The organism is Symbiopectobacterium sp. (genome assembly GCF_047692315.1).
In the GTDB taxonomy this organism is placed as follows: domain Bacteria; phylum Pseudomonadota; class Gammaproteobacteria; order Enterobacterales; family Enterobacteriaceae; genus Symbiopectobacterium.
Genome location: NZ_JBLLJS010000028.1, coordinates 146869 through 166266, shown reverse-complemented (window position 1 = coordinate 166266; position 19398 = coordinate 146869). Strand labels below are relative to the sequence as shown.

The 19398-nt window shown below is 53.4% G+C and carries 15 protein-coding genes and 8 pseudogenes; 10 read left to right on the top strand and 13 right to left on the bottom strand.

The window, feature by feature from the left end; all coding sequences use genetic code 11:
- Positions 1-60: 60 nt before the first annotated feature.
- Positions 61-786, bottom strand: a complete 726-nt coding sequence (gene rpsB, locus ACMZI0_RS17575) for a 30S ribosomal protein S2 (protein ID WP_415673915.1) — start codon at positions 784-786, stop codon at positions 61-63.
- A gap of 376 nt (positions 787-1162) precedes the next feature.
- Here rpsB and map point away from each other — a divergent pair, with 376 nt between their 5' ends.
- The 4 genes and pseudogenes from map to ACMZI0_RS17555 all read left to right on the top strand — a co-directional run bounded on the left by map (position 1163) and on the right by ACMZI0_RS17555 (position 5824).
- Positions 1163-1957, top strand: a complete 795-nt coding sequence (gene map / locus ACMZI0_RS17570) for a type I methionyl aminopeptidase (protein ID WP_415673914.1) — start codon at positions 1163-1165, stop codon at positions 1955-1957.
- A 112-nt stretch (positions 1958-2069) separates the two neighbouring features.
- Positions 2070-4520, top strand: a pseudogene (gene glnD, locus ACMZI0_RS17565) ([protein-PII] uridylyltransferase).
- Positions 4521-4552: 32 nt separating this feature from the next.
- A complete protein-coding gene (dapD, locus tag ACMZI0_RS17560; RefSeq protein ID WP_415673913.1) occupies positions 4553-5377 on the top strand; it encodes a 2,3,4,5-tetrahydropyridine-2,6-dicarboxylate N-succinyltransferase in 825 nt (274 codons plus the stop codon).
- A 57-nt stretch (positions 5378-5434) separates the two neighbouring features.
- The gene (locus ACMZI0_RS17555) at positions 5435-5824 is read left to right on the top strand and encodes a DUF3461 family protein (RefSeq protein ID WP_415673912.1); all 390 of its coding nucleotides are present in this window, start codon (positions 5435-5437) and stop codon (positions 5822-5824) included.
- Positions 5825-5926: 102 nt separating this feature from the next.
- On the opposite strand, the gene ACMZI0_RS17550 is transcribed toward ACMZI0_RS17555, so the two are convergent.
- The 6 genes and pseudogenes from ACMZI0_RS17550 to syd form a co-directional block, all read right to left on the bottom strand.
- On the bottom strand, positions 5927-6343 hold the full coding sequence (locus ACMZI0_RS17550) for a type II toxin-antitoxin system VapC family toxin (RefSeq protein WP_415673911.1): 417 nt from the start codon (positions 6341-6343) through the stop codon (positions 5927-5929).
- Positions 6340-6570, bottom strand: a complete 231-nt coding sequence (gene vapB / locus ACMZI0_RS17545) for a type II toxin-antitoxin system VapB family antitoxin (RefSeq protein ID WP_415673910.1) — start codon at positions 6568-6570, stop codon at positions 6340-6342. Before vapB ends, ACMZI0_RS17550 begins: the two co-directional genes overlap by 4 nt.
- Positions 6571-6681: 111 nt before the next feature.
- Positions 6682-7116 (bottom strand): annotated as a pseudogene (locus tag ACMZI0_RS17540) (flavodoxin); the annotation flags it as partial.
- A 62-nt stretch (positions 7117-7178) separates the two neighbouring features.
- Positions 7179-7968 (bottom strand): annotated as a pseudogene (truC, locus tag ACMZI0_RS17535) (tRNA pseudouridine(65) synthase TruC).
- Positions 7961-8308, bottom strand: a complete 348-nt coding sequence (locus tag ACMZI0_RS17530) for a YqcC family protein (protein WP_415673909.1) — start codon at positions 8306-8308, stop codon at positions 7961-7963. The pseudogene truC and the gene ACMZI0_RS17530 overlap by 8 nt, the downstream one beginning before the upstream one ends.
- A gap of 667 nt (positions 8309-8975) precedes the next feature.
- On the bottom strand, positions 8976-9524 hold the full coding sequence (gene syd, locus ACMZI0_RS17525) for a SecY-interacting protein (protein ID WP_415673908.1): 549 nt from the start codon (positions 9522-9524) through the stop codon (positions 8976-8978).
- 68 nt (positions 9525-9592) lie between these two features.
- Here syd and queF point away from each other — a divergent pair.
- The 3 genes and pseudogenes from queF to xni all read left to right on the top strand — a co-directional run bounded on the left by queF (position 9593) and on the right by xni (position 12816).
- Positions 9593-10446 (top strand): annotated as a pseudogene (queF, locus tag ACMZI0_RS17520) (NADPH-dependent 7-cyano-7-deazaguanine reductase QueF).
- A gap of 174 nt (positions 10447-10620) precedes the next feature.
- On the top strand, positions 10621-11988 hold the full coding sequence (gene ppnN, locus ACMZI0_RS17515; protein ID WP_415673907.1) for a nucleotide 5'-monophosphate nucleosidase PpnN: 1368 nt from the start codon (positions 10621-10623) through the stop codon (positions 11986-11988).
- 66 nt (positions 11989-12054) lie between these two features.
- Entirely contained in the window at positions 12055-12816 is a 762-nt protein-coding gene (gene xni, locus ACMZI0_RS17510) for a flap endonuclease Xni (RefSeq protein WP_415673906.1), read from the top strand.
- A gap of 59 nt (positions 12817-12875) precedes the next feature.
- Here the strand turns inward: xni and rlmM are convergent, their stop codons facing one another.
- The 4 genes from rlmM to ACMZI0_RS17490 form a co-directional block, all read right to left on the bottom strand.
- Positions 12876-13976: a 23S rRNA (cytidine(2498)-2'-O)-methyltransferase RlmM gene (gene rlmM, locus ACMZI0_RS17505; RefSeq protein ID WP_415673905.1), complete on the bottom strand. Its 1101-nt coding sequence runs from the start codon at positions 13974-13976 to the stop codon at positions 12876-12878.
- Positions 13969-14364 (bottom strand): DUF423 domain-containing protein, encoded by a 396-nt coding sequence (locus ACMZI0_RS17500; protein WP_415673904.1) that lies wholly within the window; start codon positions 14362-14364, stop codon positions 13969-13971. Before ACMZI0_RS17500 ends, rlmM begins: the two co-directional genes overlap by 8 nt.
- Before the next feature lie 48 nt (positions 14365-14412).
- Entirely contained in the window at positions 14413-15336 is a 924-nt protein-coding gene (locus tag ACMZI0_RS17495) for a transcriptional regulator GcvA (protein WP_415673903.1), read from the bottom strand.
- A 467-nt stretch (positions 15337-15803) separates the two neighbouring features.
- Complete coding sequence (locus ACMZI0_RS17490) at positions 15804-16025, bottom strand: YgdI/YgdR family lipoprotein (RefSeq protein ID WP_415673902.1); 222 nt, start codon at positions 16023-16025, stop codon at positions 15804-15806.
- Between the two features lie 173 nt (positions 16026-16198).
- On the opposite strand from ACMZI0_RS17490, the pseudogene csdA reads away from it, so the two are divergent.
- Both csdA and csdE read left to right on the top strand, forming a co-directional pair.
- Positions 16199-17406 (top strand): annotated as a pseudogene (gene csdA, locus ACMZI0_RS17485) (cysteine desulfurase CsdA).
- 28 nt (positions 17407-17434) lie between these two features.
- Positions 17435-17875, top strand: coding sequence for a cysteine desulfurase sulfur acceptor subunit CsdE (gene csdE, locus ACMZI0_RS17480; protein ID WP_415673901.1), 441 nt, complete (start codon positions 17435-17437; stop codon positions 17873-17875).
- Between the two features lie 6 nt (positions 17876-17881).
- On the opposite strand, the pseudogene tcdA reads toward csdE, so the two are convergent.
- A pseudogene (tcdA, locus tag ACMZI0_RS17475) lies at positions 17882-18499 on the bottom strand (tRNA cyclic N6-threonylcarbamoyladenosine(37) synthase TcdA); the annotation flags it as partial.
- Positions 18491-18905 (bottom strand): annotated as a pseudogene (locus tag ACMZI0_RS17470) (molybdopterin dinucleotide binding domain-containing protein); the annotation flags it as partial. The pseudogenes tcdA and ACMZI0_RS17470, both read right to left, overlap by 9 nt.
- Between ACMZI0_RS17470 and ACMZI0_RS17465 the strand changes: the two are divergent.
- Positions 18888-19397: pseudogene (locus tag ACMZI0_RS17465) on the top strand (ABC transporter permease); the annotation flags it as partial. The pseudogenes ACMZI0_RS17470 and ACMZI0_RS17465 sit on opposite strands and share 18 nt — an antisense overlap.
- Between the last annotated feature and the right edge of the window lies 1 nt (position 19398).

Sequence of the window (19398 nt, the reverse complement as noted above, 5' to 3'; positions counted from 1 at the left end):
GGCCCCCTAACCAACATATGTCAATACCTGGTTAATAAGGGCTCGACGGAGCCTGCCTTATTATTCAGCTTCTACCAAGCCTTCTTCCGCTTGTTCAGCCAGATCCTGAGAACGGCCTTCACGGACAGCGGTAGCAACAGCGCTCAGGTACAGGGTTACTGCACGGATGGCGTCATCGTTGCCAGGGATAATGAAGTCAACGCCATCCGGATCGGAGTTGGTATCAACCACAGCAAATACCGGGATAACCAGGTTGTTTGCTTCTTTGATGGCGATGTGTTCATGGTCAGCGTCAACCACGAACAGAGCATCTGGCAGGCCGCCCATATCTTTGATACCGCCCAGGCTGTTTTCCAGCTTGTCCAGTTCACGAGTACGCATCAGAGCTTCTTTCTTGGTCAGCTTGTCGAAGGTACCGTCTTGAGATTGGGTTTCCAGATCTTTCAAACGTTTGATGGACTGACGAACGGTTTTCCAGTTAGTCAGCATACCTCCCAGCCAGCGATGGTTCACGAAGAACTGGTCGCAGCCTTGTGCAGCGTCTTTTACCGCTTCGCTTGCAGCGCGTTTGGTACCAACGAACAGGATCTTGCCTTTGCGAGAAGCAATTTTGCTCAGCTCAGCCAGGGCGTCGTTGAACATCGTTACGGTTTTCTCAAGGTTGATGATGTGAACTTTGTTACGCGCACCAAAAATGAAAGGTTTCATTTTCGGGTTCCAGTAACGGGTCTGGTGACCGAAGTGTACGCCAGCCTTGAGCATGTCGCGCATGGAAACAGTTGCCATGATTACCTCTATAAATTAAGTATGGGGTTATGCCTCCACATGTCCCATTACACCGACCCTTAAGCCACGTCATACAGACATTGACCTTCGAGCACCCCGGCGAACGTGTCGACATGTGTGTGTTATTTACACATATGAGTTTAGTGAATTCCTCTGAACCTGTTAGTCAGAGCCAGTCAGATCACCGGCGCGCTTTATACCATAAGGTCCCCACAGACACCAACTTTTGTTGCACCCTTTACCCAATATTCTCCTGATTTACCGCCGTCGAACGCAAATGGGGGGATTTGGCACCACCCGTCAGGGCTGATAACATAAGTGGTTAGTGAGTAACCTTCAATTTGTCGACTGCTTCGACACCTGCGGACAATTTTGCATGGCTATATCAATAAAAACCCCTGAAGACATCGAGAAAATGCGCGTCGCCGGCCGCCTGGCTGCGGAAGTGCTGGAAATCATCGAACCTTATGTGGTTCCCGGCGTCAGCACCGGCGAGCTGGATCGCATCTGCCACGACCACATTACCAACAAGCAGCAGGCCATTTCCGCCAGCCTCGGTTACCATGGCTTCCCGAAATCCGTGTGCATCTCCATCAATGAAGTGGTGTGCCACGGTATTCCCAGCGAAGAGCGTCTGCTGAAAGACGGTGATATCGTCAACATCGACGTCACGGTCATCAAGGATGGCTTCCACGGTGACACCTCCAAGATGTTTATCGCGGGCAAGCCCACCATTTTGGGCGAACGTCTGTGCCGCATTACGCAAGAAAGCCTTTATCTGGCGTTGAGAATGGTCAAGCCTGGCATCCGCCTGCGCTCTTTGGGTAAAGCCATCCAAACGTTTGCAGAAAGCAATGATTTCTCCGTGGTGCGTGAATATTGCGGCCACGGCATTGGTCGTGGTTTCCACGAAGAACCTCAGGTGCTGCATTACGATGCCGATGACGGCGGTGTCGTGCTGCAACCGGACATGGCATTTACCATTGAGCCAATGCTTAACGCCGGCGATTATCGCATCCGTACCATGAAAGACGGCTGGACGGTAAAAACCAAAGATCGCAGCTTGTCGGCGCAATACGAGCATACTATTGTGGTAACCGAAAACGGTTGCGAAATTATGACGCTGAGGAAAGACGACACGATCCCCAACATCATTTCACACCTGTCATAATGGCGCGCCAGCCCCAGCAGGTTATCTTCCGGCGGCGGCCAGAGATACCGTTAACAGGGCTGGCGTCTCTTTTATGGCGTTCGCCAGGCAACGCTTTAAGGGCTGTGATTTTATGAACGACAACAACGCTTCTCACTCCGCCGACGTGGCCATTGCTGACATACAGACCCCCGCCTCTCCCCTGACCTACAGCGACAACGACTTGGATTGCTCAACGCTCAAACAATCTATGGAGCGTTTCCAGACGTGGTTAAGCACCAAGTTCCGCGCGGGGGTTGCTGCCGAAACGCTGATTACCGCCAGAACCTTTTTTATCGACCATCTGCTGCAACGCCTGTGGCAGTTTTACGGCTTTGAATCTGCCGCACAAACGGCACTGGTGGCTATTGGCGGATATGGGCGCGGCGAATTGCACCCGCTATCAGACATCGATGTGCTGGCGCTGAGCGGGCAGCCGCTCAGCGCCAGCACATCGCAGCAAGTAGGCGCGTTTATCACTTTGTTGTGGGATCTCAAGCTGGAAGTCGGCCACAGCGTGCGCACACTGGATGAGTGCCTGCAAGAAGGCAAAGCTGATATCTCGGTTGCCCGGCGTCATTTTGGCGCAACCTCGCTTAACGAAATGGTGGGCTTTGGTTTTCTCACTGCAGCGGAACGCACTGAACTGAACGAGTGTCAGAGCTTCCTGTAGCGTATTCGTTTTGCCTTGCACCTGATCCTGCCGCGCTATGACAACCGCTTGCTGTTTGACCGGCAACTCAACGTGGCGCAGTTGCTGAATTATGGTGGCGAAGGTAACGCGCCGGTTGAGCACATGATGAAAGATTTCTATCGCATGACACGCCGCGTCAGCGAACTCAACCATATGCTGCTGCAACTGTTTGATGAGGCGATTCTGGCGCTGGATGCCAGTGAGAAACCACGTGCTATCGATGACGAATTTCAACTGCGCGGCAGCCTGATCGACCCGCGTGATGAAACGCTGTTCATGCACAAACCGGAAGCCATTCTGCGCATGTTTGGCACCATGGTGCGCAACGAAGAGATTATGGGCATCTACTCCACCACGCTGCGCCACTTGCGTCATGCGCGCCTCCATCTGGCCCAACCGCTGTGTACCATTCCTGAAGCGCGACACCTTTTTATGGCCATCCTACGCCATCCACACGCCTTGAATCGCGCGCTGCTCCCCATGCATCGCCACAGCGTTTTGGAAGCCTACACGCCGCTTTGGAGCAACATCGTCGGGCAAATGCGGTTCGACCTGTTTCACGCCTATACCGTGGATGAGCACACTCTGCGCGTGCTGCTTAAACTGGAAAGCTTTGATGAAGAAGAGACACGGGCGCAGCATCCGCTGTGCGTGGAGCTGTATCCACGCCTGCCACAGCCGGAACTCCTGCTGCTTGCCGCCCTGTTTCATGACATCGCCAAAGGGCGCGACGGCGACCATTCGGAGTTGGGGGCGCAAGATGTGCTTGAGTTTGCCGCTCTGCACCAGCTCAATTCGCGCGAAGCGCAACTGGTTTCCTGGCTGGTGCGCTGCCACCTGTTGATGTCGGTGACGGCACAACGCCGCGATATCCAGGATCCCGCAGTGATCCAGCAGTTTGCCGCCGAAGTGAAAAGCGAAACCCGCCTGCACTATCTGGTCAGTCTCACTGTTGCCAATATCTGTGCCACTAACGGAACCTTGTGGAACAGTTGGAAACAGAGCCTGCTGCGTGAACTCTATTTCGCCACGGAGAAACAATTGCGCCGCGGCATGCAAAACGCGCCGGATCTGCGCGACCGCGTGCGCCATCATCGCCTTCAGGCCTTGGCGTTGCTGCGCATGGACAATATCGATGAAGAAGCGCTGCACCCTATCTGGAGCCGCTGCCGTGCTGATTACTTTTTGCGTCACTCTCCGAATCAGCTTGCCTGGCATGCCCGCCATCTGGTTGAGCACGATTTGCATCAGCCATTGGTGCTTATCAGCCATCAGGCCAGCCGCGGCGGAACAGAAATTTTCATCCGGAGCCCAGACCGGCCTTACCTGTTCGCCGCCGTGGCGGGAGAGCTCGCCCGCCGCAATCTGGGCGTGCATGATGCGCAGATTTTCACCAGCCGCGATGGCATGGCAATGGACACCTTTATCGTATTGGAACCCGACGGCAGCCCCGTCGCGCCAGATCGCCACGAGTTTATTCGCCAGGCGCTGGTTCAGGCGCTCACGCAGCGAGATTACCAACATCCTCGCCCGCGCTGTGCTTCATCCAAATTGCGCCATTTCAGCGTCCCGACGGAAATCACTTTCCTGCCGACGCATACGGACAGACGCAGCTACATGGAACTGAGTGCGCTCGACCAACCGGGGCCTGCTGGCGCGTTTAGGTAAGTGTTCGCCGATCTCAACGTGTCGTTGCATGGCGCGCGAATTTCCACAATTGGCGAGCGGGTAGAAGACCTTTTTATCCTTGCAGACAAAAACAGACGCGCATTATCTCCGGAATTACGCCTTATCTTGCAACAACGGTTGACAGAAGCCCTCGACCCAAACGATAAAGTAACCCTGAATTAATTATTGACTGACAGCACAGAAAGAGAAACAGGATGCATCAATTACAAAACGTTATCGAAACCGCTTTTGAACGCCGTGCCGACATTACGCCGACCTCCGTGGACAGCGTAACCCGTGAAGCCGTTAATCAGGTGATTGGCTTATTGGACAGCGGCGCACCGCGCGTGGCGGAAAAAATCAATGGCGAGTGGGTGACGCACCAATGGTTGAAAAAAGCGGTGCTGCTCTCTTTCCGTATCAATGACAACCAGTTGATGGAAGGCACGGAAACTCGCTACTACGATAAAGTGCCGATGAAATTCGCCGGTTACGATGAAGCACGCTTCCAGCGAGAAGGTTTCCGCGTTGTACCGCCTGCCAGCGTGCGTCAGGGGGCATTTATCGCCCGTAACACGGTGCTGATGCCGTCTTATGTCAACATCGGCGCTTACGTAGACGAAGGCACCATGGTAGATACTTGGGCAACCGTAGGCTCCTGCGCACAGATCGGAAAAAACGTACACCTGTCCGGCGGTGTCGGCATCGGTGGCGTACTGGAGCCGTTGCAGGCGAACCCGACCATTATAGAAGACAACTGCTTTATCGGTGCCCGTTCTGAAGTGGTTGAAGGCGTGATCGTGGAAGAGGGTTCCGTTATCTCCATGGGCGTGTTTATCGGCCAAAGCACTAAAATCTACGATCGCGAAACCGGTGAAGTGCATTACGGGCGCGTACCAGCGGGCTCTGTCGTCGTATCCGGCAACCTGCCGTCGAAAGATGGCAGCTACAGCCTGTACTGCGCTGTGATCGTGAAAAAAGTGGATGCGAAAACCCGCGGTAAAGTGGGTATCAATGAGCTGCTTCGCACCATCGACTAAACTGGATAAGGCGGGTTTTCCCCGCCTTTTCTTTACAACTCCCCAAAAGGTGGCGCCATGTATGACAATCTAAAAAGCCTGGGTATCTCCCATCCCGATGAAATTGATCGCTATAGCCTGCGCCAGGAGGCCAGTAACGACATCCTAAAAATCTATTTTCGTAAGGATAAAGGGGAGTTTTTCGCCAAAAGCGTAAAATTTAAATATCCGCGTCAACGTAAAACCATCGTCGCGGATAGCAGTGGACAAGGCTTTAAAGAGATCAACGAAATCAGCCCCAACCTGCGCTATGTGATCGATGAGCTCGACCAGATTTGCCAACGCGATCAGGTGGAAGTGGATCTGAAACGCAAGATCCTTGACGACCTGCGTCATCTGGAAAGCGTTGTTGCGAATAAAATCAATGAGATTGAAGCCGATTTGGAGAAGCTGACCAAAGGGCGTTAATACTTTGGCTTTTCCACGCCTTTCTATGGCTGCTGAAAAACCCTACGTTCTGGCGTAGGGTTTTGTTTTTCAAACGTCCTGTCGCGATGTCACTCAGTGATATCAGTGCACCCAATCTTCCAGGATCAACGCGGGAACACGCTCAAATTCCCGCACGTTATTCGTAACCAGGATTGCGCCTGCCGCCACGGCATGCCCGGCAATCGTGGTGTCATTCGGCCCGATAGGTGTCCCTGCCGCCGCCATCACCGCCTTGATCTCGGTGGTGGCATCAACGGCAGCTTTGTCCCATGGCAATACGGCATCAAGACGTAGACGAAACGCCTCAACCAAGGATGAATGACGTGGAGACGCTTTTTTACCAACAGTACCAAAACGCATTTCAGCATAGGTGATCGCCGACACCACAATACGGTGGCGGCGCAAGACGGCCTGTTCCAAACGACGAATAACCCCTTCAGGATGCTCCCGCATGATGAAAGAGCAGATATTGGTATCCAGCATGTACAGGTTACTCATAGCTGAAAGCGGCCCTCATCGCAGACAACGTTTTCACGTTCTGTCAGGAAATCTGCATCCGCTTTTGCTTCTTGCAGAAAGGAACCCCAATTGGGTTTGACCGGGCGTAGAATGAGCGTATCGCCTTCTCGCAAGATCTCCAGTTCGTTGACCCCTTCAAAATCCATATCGCGTGGCAATCGGATGGCTCGGTTATTGCCATTTTTGAAGACAGAAACAATACGCACGGTGATACCTCTCTGGCCGCTTAGCCGTTATGCTCTCAAGCACATATCCCAAGTATATGCAGATGCGTAGCATATGTATAGCCCATGCGATAATATCAACTCGCCTCTACCAGCCCATTGCTCTACCCACGGGCAGGAAAGCACTTCCGGTTCAGGGTATTCTGTCGCGTCGATCTGTAACACATCTCTGACCCGCTCGGCACCCATCTCTTGCAACAAGGCGTCAAACTGCTGACCTGCCCCGCAAAAATGGGGATAGCTACTGTCGCCCAAAGCGATTAGGCCATAACGCAGTGCTGGCTGATGGCCACCCTTTTCACGTAATGCAACAAATAAAGGTGCAATGGAATCCGGCAAATCCCCTTGCCCGGTGGTTGACGTCACCACCAAAACATACTGCTCGCGGTACTCCAGCCAGGATGACAGGTCGGCATCTTCGAACACTTTGACCTGATGGCCGCGCTCGTTCAGCAGATTCTCCGCTTCTTCTGCAACCAGCAATGCGTTTCCATAAACCGTGCCAACAAAAATACCAATTTGCGCCATGACGATGACTCCACGTGTAATGTATCGCTGCGCCTTCAAGGCATAAGGGCACCGCGCATTATTCAGGCAGTACTAGAAAGGCCGTTATCCTGCCCCGAGTCAGACGGAAACTCAACCCTTTCAACATCAGGGAGACTGCCTTGCCAGCCAAATTGCGCCATCACGCGCATCCAGGCCATATCCAATCCGGCACGTAACACCGGGGCTCCCCCGTTACAGGATGGCACAGTGCCAGCTGACTGGCATGGAGCATCAGTCGACCACAGCCAAAATGCGCTACCATCGCGCGATTCTCTGACGCAAATCACCGTGTTTTGAATCGCCCAAAATCGGGTGCCGCAAATGCGTCATATGACGGCGCAACTGATGTTTGCGCCCGTCTGCAGCATTAACTCTACCAAGACTGTATCGGACAGTAGGATAACGCCCTATCGCCACCGGCTGCGCTACCTGCGCCAGTGAACGGTAATGGGTAATGGCTGTCTGCGGTTCTTTATCACGCTGCGCCCGCTTGTCAGCCACTTTGTCCAACTCTTCGGTCAACGCATAGTCAATGGTATCGCTGCCTGAAAGGTAACCGCGAGCCACTGCATGGTAGGTTTTCTGAATCTGGTGCTGCTCGAACTGTTGCGAAAGTTGGCGCGCAACGTCGCTGGAAAGCCCCAGCAGTAGCACGCCCGACGTTGGACGGTCCAAACGATGGACCGTGAAAACATGCTGGCCAATCTGATCGCGTAGCGTCTGCATGATCACCACTTTTTCTTTGCGATCCAGCCAACTGCGATGAACCAGCCACCCTGCCGGTTTATTGATGGCGATCAGATGCTCATCCTGATACAGAATTTCAAGCATCCAGATCTCCCTGCGCATCGGCAGGTACAAACAGCGCATCCAACGCACGCAGTTTCGCTAACAGCGGCGCAATGTCGTTGATGTCACCCGTCAGCGCTTCTTCAAAATAGGGGGTGATCGCGAGCGCCTGGGGTAAAGAAACGCCGCCATCCAGCATTGCATGCAGCCGTGGCAACAATACCCATTGCAACCATTGCTCAGCGCTCATGGTATCAATACAGAAAGGTTCTGTGCTGGTAAACGCACTGGCTTCAGGCGGGGTGGATTGCCAAAACACACTGTCTCGTAACGTGCGTTCAATTTCCCATAAGGCGTGTCGAATCTGGTCTTGGTGCGTCATGCTTTCCTCTCACCTGGCTGTGTGGACGGCAAAGCATATCATTTGAAGCAAGAGGAGCCCAACAGGCTCGGGGCGGCAATGGAAACGAGTCAGAAAACAGGGTCTGGGGAATGTGCTAAAAACGGGGCCATATACCATAAAAAGTTGAGGGCACTGATATTCAGTGCCCCCGGTTCGTTTTATAGCTTTCCCGCTACACCACTGCGTCCCTGCTCATCCGTGAAAACTTTTCCTTGATGGTTATCCTAACCGGCTCTCCGTGCAAGCGTCCAACTTTCGTCCTGACCGTTCTTCCTGCATCTTCCGTGAAGATATCCCTTCAGGCTCCTGCCCCGCCGCTACTCCGTAACGGCTCTCAATCTCCTTCCTGGAGGTGTCCTTGGTTTCATCCTGAAGCCGTTATCCCTCTTCACCACATTTAGCGATAAAGTGATACATCCTGTAACCGGTTACTAAGATGTATTAAATGGCGACGAACAGCAAGACCCTGATCAGATTTTTTCTTAGATTTACGCTGGGGCGATTAATGCAAAGAAAAATTTAATCCATTAATTATCAAAAGAAAAATAATATACTCTGTTCGCTAAGCAAGAAAAATACAGTGATATCTCACAACAAATGTAAGATATCTCTTACACGCATATCCGCCAGATAGCGCAGGAAAAAATCATTTTACTCTCGGTTGCAGCTGTTGCAGGAACATGGACAGAGAGGGAGTCAGCACCCGATGTTCACGTGTGCCAAAGGTTTCAAGCCACACTTCACCACTCACATTAGATAACGAAATCAATGTCATTTCTGATTCAGTCGTCGCTAAAAACAGCGTTGGCGGTAGTTTAAGCCGTTTTTGCGTCAACAAATGCCCGATCAGATATTCCTGCATACGAACAAAATCATCTTCGCTCCACGATTGCAACAGCAGGCAGTCAATATCGGCAAAGCGCGCCTCCATATCACCCGCATACTGCGTGGTAAAAAAAGCATCAGCATCAGGATGAAGCGCAATATCCAGCGCACGTGACACACCGTCAAGCGCTCCGCCCTCAGCCACAGGCTGTGGCGCCCAAAACACGCGTTCGCCGTCATTTCTCACCACACAGGGTGAAGCAATGCCATACAACGCTTCACTGGCAGATAGATGGTCATAGGCTTGCTGCCACGCAGCCATGTAGCGTTGCGTAAACGCCTGAAGCGCTTGCTGCACATTATCATCCATACTTTTTCTCTTCACTGGGCGAGTCGGTTACACTACTGAATATCGTTTTTACTTCGCAAAGGCATGTTATGTCCACCTATGACAAACAGGATGCGCTCAGTGCGTTACCGTTGGGAAAACCCATATCTTACCACGATCGCTACGATGCGAGCCTATTACAAGCCGTTCCGCGCAGCTTAAACCGCGACCCGCTGGGCATTGATGCAGCACGCTTGCCATTTCACGGTGAGGATATCTGGACATTATACGAGCTCTCCTGGCTTGCCCCTAACGGGGTGCCACAGGTTGCTGTAGGCGAAATGCATTTACAGGCCGATAGCCCTAACCTTATCGAATCCAAAAGTTTCAAACTTTATCTGAACAGTTTCAATCAGACGGTATTTGAAAACTGGCAACGCGTACAAGAGATGTTAACACGCGATCTGGCTATACCTGTGCACAGGGCAACGTTACCGTGGCGCTGTTCTCGCTGGACGCCTTTAATGGACAGACGCTGGGCCAATTCCAAGGGGAGTGCATTGACGGGCAGGATATCCACATCGCAGATTATTCTTTCAATGCTGACTATCTCGCCACAGCTTGCCATAAGCAGAGCCCCGTTGTTAACGAAACGTTGGTGAGTCACGTGCTGGAATCCAACTGCTTGATCACTCATCAGCCAGATTGGGGGTCAGTACAAATTCACTATCGGGGCAAACGCATCGACAGAGAAGCCCTGCTGCGCTACATCGTCTCCTTTCGCCACCACAATGAGTTCCATGAGCAGTGTGTAGAGCGCATTTTCAACGACCTGATGCTCCTCTGCCAGCCAGAAACCCTGACCGTTTATGCACGCTACACCCGCCGCGGTGGACTGGACATCAACCCCTGGCGCAGCAACACCGACTTTATTGCAAATACAGGTCGGTTACCCCGGCAATAGTGCGGGATGCGATACAATATCGCCATCCTGCAACGCCATTATTGGAAAAAGTGATGCCATCAGGTTAAGGTGGAGTAACACCTAAAATCAGTGTTATGCATCTTGCCTCCGCAGCGGCGACAAGGGGTAGCCTGGAAATTTTGTTGTCATACACTGCGTTCTCAAGGAGTAAAATTGATTACACATATCAGCCCGTTAGGGTCTATGGATTTGTTATCGCAGTTGGAAGTGGACATGTTGAAAAACACGGCCAGCAGCGATCTTTACCGTTTATTCCGCAACTGTTCGCTTGCCGTATTGAATTCCGGCAGACAAACCGATAACAGCAAAGAGCTGTTATCCCGCTACGAAGATTTTGACATCAACGTGTTGCGCCGTGAGCGCGGTGTGAAACTGGAATTGGTCAACCCACCGGAAGAAGCCTTTGTCGATGGAGATATTATCCGTTCGTTACAGGCCAACCTGTTCGCCGTGCTGCGCGACATTCTGTTTGTTAACGGACAAATTACCTCGGCAGGTCGCTACCAGAACCTGAATCTGGAAAACAGCGCCCACATTACCAACCTGGTGTTTTCCATCCTACGCAATGCGCGTGCCCTGCATGTTGGTGAAGAGCCCAACATGGTGGTGTGCTGGGGCGGCCACTCCATCAATGAAACCGAATATCTTTATGGCCGAAAAGTGGGCAGCCAACTGGGATTGCGTGAACTGAACATCTGCACCGGCTGCGGCCCCGGCGCGATGGAAGCACCGATGAAAGGTGCTGCGGTTGGCCACCACGCGCAGCAGCGCTATAAAGATGGCCGCTTTATTGGGATGACAGAGCCTTCCATCATCGCCGCCGAGCCGCCAAACCCGCTGGTGAACGAACTTATCATCATGCCCGATATCGAAAAACGCCTGGAAGCCTTTGTGCGCATTGGGCACGGTATCATTATTTTCCCCGGCGGCGTCGGTACGGCAGAAGAGTTTCTCTATCTGCTGAGTATCATGATGAACCCGGAAAACAGCGAGCAGGTGCTGCCCATTATCCTGACCGGGCCGGAGGAGAGCGCCGACTATTTCCATGTGCTCGATGAATTTATCATCACGACCCTGGGCCGTCAGGCGCGCCGTTACTACTCCATCATCATCAATGATGCGGCAGAAGTGGCGCGGCAGATGAAAAAAGCGATGCCGCAGGTGAAAGAACATCGTCGCCATACCGGTGATGCATACAGCTTCAACTGGTCATTACGTATCGCACCCGACCTGCAAGTGCCGTTTGAACCCACACACGAGAACATGGCAAACCTCAATCTGCATCCCAATCAAGCGCCTGAAGCACTGGCGTCTGCGCTACGCAAAGCGTTTTCCGGCATCGTGGCGGGCAACGTTAAAGAAATTGGGATTCAGGCGATCGAGGAGCATGGTCTGTACAAGATCCACGGCGATGCACAACTGATGCAAAGCATGGATAAACTGCTGCAAGGATTCGTCGCTCAGCAAAGGATGAAGCTGCCTGGCAGCGCCTACATCCCTTGCTATGAGATATGCACCTGATGTCATCTTGGCGGGAGAACCGGAGTTTCCCGCCACCTTCACTACGCTTCACGCCGGGACTGCCTGATGCCTGTACATTTGCTGATCATCGATGCGTTAAATCTGATTCGTCGTATCCATGCGGTGCAGGGTTCACCCTGCGTAACAACCTGCCAGCATGCGGTTTCTCAACTGCTACAGCATAGCCAGCCGACACACGCCGTAGCGGTGTTTGATGACGAACAGCGCGCCGACAGTTGGCGACACCAGTTGCTGCCCGACTACAAAGCGGGCCGCCCGCCCATGCCAGAAAACCTGGCGCTTGAATTGCCGCAAATCCGCCAAGCCATAGAGGCGATGGGCATCCCCTGCTGGCATACGCCCGGTAATGAAGCGGACGATCTGGCGGCGACGCTCGCCACAAAAATCGCCCATGCCGGTCATCAAGCCACCATTGTCTCGACCGACAAAGGCTACTGCCAGTTGCTGGCACCAACGATTCAGATTCGCGATTATTTTCAAAAGCGCTGGCTGGATGTGCCCTTCATCGCGCAGGAGTTTGGCGTATCGCCACAGCAATTGCCCGATTTTTGGGGACTGGCAGGCATCAGCAACAGCAAAATCCCCGGAGTGACCGGTATTGGCCCGAAAAGCGCAAGCCAGTTGCTGACTCAAGCCGGAACGCTGGAGCAGCTTTACCAGCAGTTGGATACCGTACCGGAAAAATGGCGACGCAAACTGGAATCACAGCGTAAGATGGCCTTTGTGAGCCGTCAGGTAGCTACGCTACGTACGGATTTGGTACTGGAGGGGAATTTACAGCAGTTACGTCTGGCTACGGTGAAATAAACGCGCCGCTCTGTCAGAGCGACGCGTTTATGTTGGCTAAGGTATAAATTGCAGTGCGATTAGCGCTCGTCGCGTCGCCCCGGCACCGCGCCCCAAATACGCCGCGCGTGTACCGTCACTTCTTCGCGATCGTGATACAGTTGGCGAGCACGGAGTTCGTAGTTGATGCCATTCTCACTCAAGCGCTCGCTCAGCAACGCCAGATTTTGCGTCACTTCCTCATAGCGCTTTTTCATCGGTAGCTTGAGGTTGAAGATCACTTCACGGCACCAGCCCTTCACCAGCCAGTTGGCCATCAGGTTGGCAACCCGCGCAGGTTTCTCCACCATATCGCATATTAACCAAGTGATGTTGTTATGCGGTGGTTCAAAACGGAAACCATCGACGGCATGGTGCGTCACCTGCCCGGTATCCATCAGGCTCTGCGCCATGGTGCCGTTATCCACGGCATGAACCATCATGCTGCGCTTCACCAATTGATAAGTCCAACCTCCGGGGCACGCGCCCAAATCCACCGCATACATGCCGCTTGCCAAACGCTCATCCCATTCATCTGCCGGAATAAAGACGTGAAACGCCTCTTCCAATTTTAGGGTAGAGCGGCTCGGCGCATCGGACGGGAATTTAAGGCGTGGAATACCCATGTAAAACGGCGACTGATTATTGCTGTAGGCGTAGCCCACATAGCAATGCCCTGGAGCAATAAACAGCACATGGATAACCGGGCGGGATGCCTTTTCATACGGCAGAAGAATGCCCTTTTCCCGCAGGGCTGCGCGCAAAGGCACGGTAAACTTGCGGCAGAATTTCAGCAACTCTTTGCTTTCATTGGTGTCTGGCACTTCAACACGCAGTTCACCAGCCCGTTCGATCGCACCGGATAGCATGCCCACGATTGGCGTAATGCGATCTTCCGGAGGCAAATCACGCAGCAATTCGCCACAGACAAACCATTGCCGGGCAAAAATCAGTTCATCAAACGGCAATGTCTTGATCAAACGATCCGCATCTTCATGCTGATAACATTCAAACATCACATAGCCACAATTCTCTTTAACCCGGGCGAAACCAAAAACTTCGTGGGCGGTGGCTTTTTCCGTAATCTCTGCCGCACACTCTTTTTCGAAACCGGGGCGGCAATATAAAATTACCTTATTCATTACTTTTCGCCTTTCTTGTCTGGCGCAGCGCGCCAATCAACATCAATACCCATCCGGTCAGGAAGAAGAGACCGCCAACCGGCGTGACAAACGCCCAGGACCGCAGGTGCGACAGCGCCAGACAATAAAGACTGCCGCTAAATAGCACGGTGCCAAGCGCCAGCGCAATGCTGCTCCAATAAAACCACAGATTACGGCGCTGACGCATCAATACCGACAGCGCCAAAATCGCCAGCGTATGAAACGCCTGATATTCAAGCCCGGTTTTTAGCCAGGCCATTTCGGCAGCGCCCAGCGATTTGCTGAGCACGTGTGCGCCAAAAGCCCCCAGCGCCACAAACACAAACCCGCTGATCGCGGAAAAAATCAGCATAAAACGACTGTTCATCGTATTTTCCACAATAAATCGAAACAAAGACTACCCGATTGCCGCACGTCAACGCGCAGCATTGTCATAGCGGAAGCGAAACTTCTCTTGCTCACTTGCCGCACGCGCCAAAATCCAATGGCGAAAGGCGGCTATTTTACCCAGTTCAGCCTGACTGTCATGACAAACCAGATAAAAAGCATTTTTACTGACCAATACGTCGTTAAACGGGCATACCAATCGGCCCGCTCCAATCTCCGTCTGTGCCATCACGTTGTTCGCCAATGCGACACCCTGCCCGTGGATCGCCGCCTGCAACACCATCGCACTGTGACTGAATATTGGCCCCTGCTGCACGTTAATCTGCACGCCCAGTTGCCGGGTATAGGCCAACCAGTCACGTCGCGACGCATCGTGCAATAAGGTGTGCCCTACCAGATCCTGCGGCGTTTTGAGCGGATGTTTACCCGTTAGCAATATCGGCGAGCAGACCGGCAGCAGGTACTCGGCATAGAGCTTTTCAACGCGCAGTCCATGCCAGTTGCCGCGTCCGTAAAAAATCGCCACGTCCACATCGTCGGACAAACGATTTTCCTGACGATCCACAGCCTGAATCCGCACGTCGATCCCTGGAAACTCCGCATTGAAACTCGATAACCGTGGCACCAGCCAATGGATAGCAAAACTCGGCAACAGGCTGACCGTCAATGCGCCTTTGGCACTGCGTGACTGCAACTTACGCAGTGCTTCATTGAGCGAAGAGAAGATCTCTTTTATATCAAGACAGTAGCTTTTTCCCTCTTCTGTCAGCAGCAAAGAGCGATTACTCCGACGAAACAGCTTAAGCCCCAAAAAATCCTCTAATGACTTGATTTGATGACTGACCGCTGCCTGCGTAACGAACAGCTCCCCTGCCGCCTTGGTGAAGCTGAGATGGCGGGCGGCGGAATCAAATACGCGCAGCGCATTGAGCGGAGGGAGTCGCTTTGACATAGGGTAATGTTCTTCTTTTTTCCTGTGAGACGCACGAAGGCCGCATCGACTCAGCCATTAGTTTTTTTATCCGAGACATTATAATTTGTCCGTTGAGGATGCACCAGCAAATACCTATATTAGCGCCACTTCCTTGAGCCGGAACGAAAAGTGCAGCAGGCGTTTCCTGAGGTGCTTTTGGCTTGTGGTTGTGATGTTGTGTTTGCTATTTATTGTCTGCTTTTCAGACATGGTAGCCAAGGCTACCTTTCACTTCCTGTACATTTACCCTGTCTGTCCATAGTGATTTTTATGTGGCACCGCTTTTTAGCGGTGTTTTTTTTTGCCTGAAAGCGCAGCCCATCAGGCAAATCTCGACACAACAGCAATAAAAATTCCCGCACTGACATTTCAGGCTACACCTACCCATTTGGTAAGCGGCGAAATATCAGTGCGGGAATCGAGACACAGGTTACACCAGAGGAAAACTACTTGGCTTCCACCATTTCCCTCAGGTTATCGCGGTTGATCTGCTGCTCGTGGCCGTAGGCATCGACGTAGCTTATCATCCCGGTGTCCTCATCCACTTTCGGTTTCCCTTCAGCGACAATGGTGTGCCCGTCGTTGGTATGCAGCACATAATTACTCGAACAGGCAGTCAAAGAGAGAGAGGCCATCGCAATGGCAATAATTGCTATTTTATTCTTCATAGTTTACTCCAAGTAAATTTTTAAGTTACTTATTTCGCTACTACCGAACGATAGTTCCGTTTATCAACAGTGTTAAGCCTAGCAAAAGCATTTCAATATGCGTTTAAGGATCGTCCTAAGACTTGTCTCTCTGTGAAAAATGCGACAGGATCGTCTGCCAGAAGAGGAACACCATGACAGCATTCAATCCCGCGACCTTTCGCAATGATTTCCCTGCACTCACGCAATCCGGCGTTTATCTCTGGATAGCGCGGCGACAGCGCTCAAACCCCAGCCGGTCATCGATACCATCTCGCAGTATTACACCGCCGAGACCGGCAATGTACACCGTAGCCAACATGCCAGCGCGCAACAGGTGACAGCCCGGTTCGAGCAGGTTCGCAGCACGGTAGCCGCTCTGATCAACGCAGAAGATCCACGTTGCGTCGTATGGGCACGGGGAACGACAGAGGCCATTAATCTGGTGGCGCAAAGCTACGCCCGTCCGCGCTCGCTACCGGGTGATGAAATCATCGTCAGCGAAGCGGAGCACCATGCCAACCTGATCCCCTGGCTGATGGTGGCGCAGCAAACCGGCGCGCGCGTCGTTAAACTGCCCATTGGCGCGGATGCGCTGCCCAATCTGGAGGTATTGTCCAGCCTGATTACCCCACGTACGCGACTATTGGCACTGGGCCAGATGTCTAATGTCACTGGGGGCCAACCCGATCTGGCAAGAGCCATCGCGTTGGCTCATCAGGTCGGTGCCGTGGTGATGATCGACGGCGCGCAAGGCATTGTGCACAGTGCGCCAGATGTCCAGGCGTTGGATATCGATTTTTATGCCTTCTCCGGCCACAAACTTTTTGGCCCTACCGGCATTGGCGTGTTGTACGGTAAGGCCGACCTGCTGGAATCCATGCCGCCCTGGCACGGCGGGGGTAAAATGATGAGTGCCGTCTCCTTTGATGGATTTACACCGCAGGCTATTCCTCAACGATTTGAAGCGGGCACGCCCGCTATCGCCGAAGTGCTGGGTTTAGGGGCTGCACTGAAATGGATGCAAGGCTATGACTGGGCCGCTGCGGAGCGATATAGCCAGGGGTTGGCCCAGTTGGCTGAACAGCAGCTGGCGCGTTTTCCCGGTTTTCGCTCACTGCGTAGCCCTAACGCGACCATCCTGTCATTTACCCTGACAGACGTGCATTCAAACGATCTGGCCACGCTTCTAGCGGGACAACAGATTGCGGTGCGTGCAGGGCATCACTGTGCCCAGCCCTTACTGGCTGCGCTTGTCCTTGACGGCGCAGTACGCACCTCTTTCGCGCCTTATAATAGCGAGCATGATGTCACCGCGCTGGTGACTGCGGTTGGCAATGCGTTGGATTTACTGCTGGATTGATTGACAGAAAACGGGACAGACTCACACCATGACGGAACGCACCACTCACCCTTTTGGCAGTGCCATCACGGCAGAAACATTACAGCACGCCTTCGATGCCTGCCGCTCCTGGGAGGAGCGCTATCGGCAATTGATCCTGCTGGCCAAACAGCTTCCTGCGCTGCCGGAAGCGTTGAAAAATGACAGCATCGCGCTGTCCGGTTGTGAAAACCGCGTCTGGTTAGGTTATGAGAAACAGCAGGATGGCCGATTGCACTTTTACGGCGACAGCGACGGGCGTATCGCGCGCGGTTTGCTGGCCGTTCTGCTCATGGCGGTAGAAGGCAAACAGGCCGCCGATTTGGCAGGGCAAGATCCGTTGGCCTTGTTTGACCAGCTCGGCCTGCGCGCGCAACTCAGCGCCTCACGCGCCAGCGGGCTGTCCGCGCTGGCGCAGCGCATTCAGACGATCGTGACACAAGCGCAGTAGCGCAGCCTAACCCGCCGAGTTCTGCGCCTCGCGCGCCGCCTTCGCCATCATTTTCTTTAACGCGTGGGATACCGCGACAAAGCCAAAGGTCGCGGTTACCATGGTCGCAGCCCCGAAACCGGAGGCACAATCCATGCGTTTTACTCCCTCCGCCGTGCTGCACGATGCGCACACCGAGCCATCTGCCTGCGGGTACACCAACGGCTCATCGGAAAACACGCAGTCGATGCCTAGACGGCCTTTGCTGTTCTTGACTACGTTGAAATCGTGTTTAAGGCGCTCACGCAGCTTGGCCGCCAGCGGATCCTGAATGGTTTTGGCAAGATCCACCACGCTGATACGCGTAGGATCGATTTGCCCGCCCGCCCCGCCCGTGGTCACCACCGGAATTTTATAACGGCGGCAGTACGCCAGCAGCGCCGCTTTCGGACGCACACTGTCAATCGCATCAATTACATAGCTAAAGCCGTGATTGAGATACTCCGCCACGTTATCCACCGTGACGAAATCATCCACGCAGGTTACCTGGCATTCAGGGTTGATGGCACGGATACGTTCAGCCATCACCTCCGTTTTCGCCTGCCCGGTATGTTCGCGCAGCGCATGAATCTGCCGGTTGGTGTTGCCGGATTGCTCTACTGCGTGCCAGTTTTTCTGACCAAATCCCGGCTCGAACCAGGCACCGGTAGACATGATCACCACGCCGGGGGCAACCCCTTCGGTCACGCGCACCCCGGCATAAATACGACCACGCGCATTAAAAGACTTCGACCTGCTGCCTATGTGCGTCAGCATCCTGCGGATGCATGTATAGCGTCTCTTTTCCTGCGGTTTTGTTCGCTGCAACCTGAGGCGTCGCTGCCAGTTGGCTGTGCAAACGATCGGACGGCTGAATAGAAATAAAATGCAGTGGCCAGTGCTGCGCTGTTTCGGCCCCAAGCCACTCTACCGGCGGACGCCATTCTGGATGAGGGGCGAAATCCTCATAGCCGTAACGGGCGATGGTGTCACTGTACAGTTCAATCTTGCCATCGGCACGGTGGTTGGTGCGCTGGCAGGCTATTTTGGCGGCACAATCGACGACGTTTTGGTGCATATCACCGAACTGTTTCAAACGTTCCCCACCTTTTTGCTGGTGGTGGTGCTGGTAACGATCGGTAATCCCTCCATTGGGCTGATTTCCAGCGCTATTGGCATTGCCTCCTGGCCAACCATTGCTCGTCTGGTACGCGCTGAGTTTCGTTCACTGCGCATCATCTTTCAGGAAATGCTGCCGAACGCCCTGCCGTCCATCATCGTAACCACCTCGGTGATGGTCGCGTCGTCCATTCTGATTGAGTCCGCGCTGGCATTTCTCGGTTTTGGCGATCCTAACCGGGTCAGTTGGGGCAGCATGATCGGTGCCGGGCGCGAATCGCTGCGCACCGCCTAGTTTTTAACTGCTTTGCCCGGCGGCGCACTGGTACTGACGGTATTGTCGCTCAATTTGGTGGGTGATGCGCTTAACGACGCGTTGAACCCCC